Annotated in this window: 3 protein-coding genes and 1 pseudogene; 3 read left to right on the forward strand and 1 reads right to left on the reverse strand. The window is 72.6% G+C overall.

The genetic code is table 11. The features are described 5' to 3' along the window. Window positions 1-310, reverse strand: a pseudogene (locus tag N4P33_RS33240) (hypothetical protein); the annotation flags it as partial. Window positions 311-450: 140 nt separating this feature from the next. Between N4P33_RS33240 and mtnA the strand changes: the two are divergent. The 3 genes from mtnA to mtrB form a co-directional block, all read left to right on the forward strand. Beyond that, complete coding sequence (gene mtnA / locus N4P33_RS33245) at window positions 451-1,599, forward strand: S-methyl-5-thioribose-1-phosphate isomerase (protein WP_260830654.1); 1,149 nt, start codon at window positions 451-453, stop codon at window positions 1,597-1,599. Window positions 1,600-1,735: 136 nt separating this feature from the next. Beyond that, window positions 1,736-2,425 (forward strand): two-component system response regulator MtrA, encoded by a 690-nt coding sequence (gene mtrA / locus N4P33_RS33250; protein ID WP_003975799.1) that lies wholly within the window; start codon window positions 1,736-1,738, stop codon window positions 2,423-2,425. A gap of 1 nt (window position 2,426) precedes the next feature. Then, the coding region (mtrB, locus tag N4P33_RS33255) for an MtrAB system histidine kinase MtrB (protein WP_260830655.1) at window positions 2,427-4,255 on the forward strand (1,829 nt) is incomplete at its 3' end.

The raw sequence follows: 4,255 nt of genomic DNA on the forward strand, positions 1-4,255 counted from the left end.
GGGGCGGTGGGGGAGTCTGACCGGGGCCGGCCGGGGTGCCGGGGGTGCCGGGTGCCCCGGTGGGCGCGGACCACTGGCTCGGCGGCGGCTGCTCCTTCGACCACTTCACGCCGGGTCCCTGGGGCACCTGGCCGGGCTGGTCAGCCGGTTCGGCGCCGGGCTGCGGTCGGTCGGTGGGGCCCTCGGCGGCGTTCTGCGGGCCGTCGGGGTCGTTCTTGCGGTCGGCGGGCTCGGCAGGGCCGGACGTGCCGGGCTCCTGCCCCTCGGACGGGGCGGATCCGGGCGAGGCCCAGCCCGGAGTGTCGTTCATCGTCGCTCCTTCACGGTGCCCGTCCGCGGTCGCGGCGGCAGGTTGGCAGCCATCGTGCCATGGGGTGGTCATCGGGTGACCGGGCGAGGTGAGGGCCGCATAGCTTCAATTGTCCGTGCGTTACGGGGCAGACTGACCGCATGGCTGATCAGTACGCGCACAGCGGCGACAACAAGCGGCCGACCGAGATCCCGGCGATCCGCTGGGAAGAGCCACCCGAAGGTCCCGTTCTGGTCCTGCTCGACCAGACGAGACTGCCGGCCGAGGAGGTCGAGCTCGTCTGTACGGATGCGTCGGCGCTGGTGGAGGCGATCCGCTCGCTCGCCGTGCGCGGGGCGCCCCTGCTCGGCATCGCCGGGGCGTACGGCGTCGCGCTCGCCGCCGTACGGGGCTTCGAGGTGGACGACGCGGCGTCGGCGCTGGAGAGCGCCCGGCCCACCGCGGTGAACCTCGCGGTCGGGGTGCGCCGGGCCCACTCGGCGTACCAGGCGGCACTGGCGCGCACCGGCGACCCCCGGCAGGCGGCCGGGGCCGCGCTGGCGGCGGCACGTCAGCTGCACCGGGAGGACGCCGAGGCCAGCGCCCGTATGGCGGAGCACGGCCTGGCGCTGCTCACCGAGCTGCTGCCCGGGGGCGGGCACCGGATCCTGACGCACTGCAACACCGGTTCGCTGGTGTCGGGCGGGGAGGGGACGGCGTTCGCCGTGGCGCTGGCCGCGCATCGGGTGGGTGAGCTGCGGCGGCTGTGGGTGGACGAGACGCGTCCGCTGCTGCAGGGCGCCCGGCTGACGGCGTACGAGGCGGCCCGCAACGGCATGGCGTACACGCTGCTCACGGACAACGCGGCTGGTTCGCTGTTCGCGGCGGGCGAGGTGGACGCGGTGCTGATCGGGGCGGACCGGATCGCGGCCGACGGGTCGGTGGCGAACAAGGTCGGCAGCTATCCGCTCGCGGTGCTCGCGCGCTATCACCATGTGCCGTTCATCGTGGTGGCGCCGGTGACGACCGTGGACCCGGACACCCCGGACGGCGCGGCCATCGAGGTCGAGCAGCGGGGCGGGCACGAGGTCACCGAGATCACGGCGCCCCAGGTGCCCGTGGCCGGCACGGAGGCGGGCGGCGGGATCCCGGTGGCGCCGCTGGGGACGCAGGCGTACAACCCGGCGTTCGATGTGACGCCGCCGGAGCTGGTGACGGCGATCGTCACCGAGGAGGGTGTCGTCTCGCCCGTGACGGCCGAGGCGCTGGCCGAGCTGTGCGCGAAGGCGCGTCCGGGCACCACCGGCTGAGGGCCGGCGGGAGCCTCCCGACCCCGTGCCGCCGGGCTCCCGGCGGCCGGGGGCAGACAGTGACGGTGGCGTACGACTATCGTCACGGGGCAGTGACGTGCCTCACCTGCACCTTCGCCACCGTTATGAGAATGGGATGATGTCGTTTATGAAGGGACGAGTCCTTGTCGTCGACGACGACACCGCACTGGCCGAGATGCTCGGCATTGTGCTGCGTGGTGAGGGTTTTGAGCCGTCTTTCGTAGCCGACGGCGACAAGGCGCTGGCCGCCTTCCGCGAGACCAAGCCCGACCTGGTGCTGCTGGACCTGATGCTGCCCGGCCGGGACGGCATCGAGGTGTGCCGGCTGATCCGGGCGGAGTCCGGCGTGCCGATCGTGATGCTCACGGCGAAGAGCGACACCGTCGATGTCGTGGTGGGCCTGGAGTCCGGCGCCGACGACTACATCGTGAAGCCGTTCAAGCCGAAGGAGCTGGTCGCCCGGATCCGGGCGCGGCTGCGCAGGTCGGAGGAGCCGGCGCCGGAGCAGCTCGCCATCGGTGACCTGGTGATCGACGTGGCCGGGCACTCGGTGAAGCGGGACGGGCAGTCGATCGCGCTGACGCCGCTGGAGTTCGACCTGCTGGTCGCGCTGGCCCGCAAGCCGTGGCAGGTGTTCACGCGTGAGGTGCTGCTCGAGCAGGTCTGGGGCTACCGTCACGCGGCCGACACCCGGCTGGTGAACGTGCATGTGCAGCGGCTGCGCTCCAAGGTCGAGAAGGACCCGGAGAAGCCGGAGATCGTGGTGACCGTCCGTGGTGTCGGATACAAGGCAGGACCGAGCTGACATGTCCGGTGACAGTGCCGCTTCGGCGCCCGGCCGGTCCGGGGGCCGTCCGGAGCGGCCTGTCGGCCGGAAGAAGGGCTCTCGCCGGGGGCGCCTGCTGGACGGCGGGCTGCTGCAGGGCGGAGTCCACGGCAGCCCGGTGATCCGGCTGTTCGTGCGCTGGGTGCGCAGGCCGCTGCTGCCGGTGATGCGGCTGTGGCGGCGCAACATCCAGCTGAAGGTCGTCGTGACCACGCTGCTGATGTCGCTGGGCGTGGTCCTGCTGCTCGGCTTCGTCGTGATCGGGCAGGTGCGCAACGGCCTGCTGGACGCCAAGGTGAAGGCCTCGCAGAGCCAGGCCGTCGGCGGGTTCGCCGTGGCCGAGCAGAAGGCCGACCAGGCGGCGACCGTCACCGGCGACGACGGCACCACCGTGGACGGCGAACCGTCGACGAGCGTCATCCAGTGGATGAGCGACCTCGTCGAGTCGCTCTCCAGCGGTGGTCAGGGCGCCTTCGACGTGGTGACGCTGCCCGCGGGTGACGCCAGCGGCGGCGGGCGCGGCCCGCGTGCCTCGGGTCAGGTGATCGCGACCGCGAGCGTGCCGGAGGACCTGCGGGAGCGGGTCAACTCGAGTTCGACGGCCGTGCAGAGCTACACCCGCATCATCTACGACAGCGGGGCCGAGTCCCAGCCGGGGCTGGTCATCGGCAAGCAGGTCAACGACCCCAACAACAACCCGTACCAGCTGTACTACCTCTTCCCGCTGACGCAGGAGGAGAAGTCGCTGAGCCTGGTGAAGGGCACCCTGGCCACCGCCGGGCTGTTCGTCGTCGTCCTGCTCGGGGCCATCGCGTGGCTGGTGGTGCGGCAGGTCGTGACGCCGGTGCGGATGGCGGCCGGGATCGCCGAGCGGCTGTCCGCGGGGCGGCTCCAGGAGCGGATGAAGGTCACCGGCGAGGACGACATCGCGCGGCTCGGCGAGGCGTTCAACAAGATGGCGCAGAACCTCCAGCTGAAGATCAACCAGCTCGAGGACCTGTCGCGGATGCAGCGTCGGTTCGTGTCGGACGTGTCGCACGAGCTGCGCACGCCGCTGACGACCGTGCGGATGGCCGCGGACGTCATCCATGAGGCGCGCGAGGACTTCGACCCGGTCACCGCGCGGTCGGCCGAGCTGCTCGCCGACCAGCTGGACCGGTTCGAGTCGCTGCTCGCCGACCTGCTGGAGATCAGCCGCTTCGACGCGGGCGCGGCGGCGCTGGAGGCTGAGCCGATAGATCTGCGGGACGTCGTGCGCCGGGTGGTCACCGGGGCGGAGCCGCTCGCCGAGCGCAAGGGCACCGAGATAAAGGTCGTCGGCGATCAGCAGCCGGTGGTGGCGGAGGCGGACGCGCGGCGCGTGGAGCGTGTGCTGCGCAATCTCGTCGTCAACGCGGTCGAGCACGGCGAGGGCAAGGACGTCGTCGTCAAGCTCGCCGCGGCGGGCGGGGCGGTGGCGGTCGCCGTGCGCGACTACGGCGTGGGGCTCAAGCCCGGCGAGGCGACGCGGGTCTTCAGCCGCTTCTGGCGGGCGGACCCGGCACGCGCGCGTACCACCGGCGGTACGGGACTCGGCCTGTCCATCGCCCTGGAGGACGCCCGGCTGCACGGCGGCTGGCTGCAGGCGTGGGGCGAGCCCGGCGGCGGCTCGCAGTTCCGGCTGACGCTGCCGAGGACGGCGGACGAGCCGCTGCGCGGGTCTCCGATACCCCTGGAGCCGAAGGACTCACGGCGCAACCGCGGACTGGACGACGCCGGCCTGCCGAGCGGCGGCGGGGACGGCGGGAAGCGTGCCACGGTGCCGGCGCA

Origin of the sequence: Streptomyces sp. 15-116A, assembly GCF_025290915.1 — a bacterium.
Classification (GTDB): Bacteria; Actinomycetota; Actinomycetes; order Streptomycetales; family Streptomycetaceae; genus Streptomyces.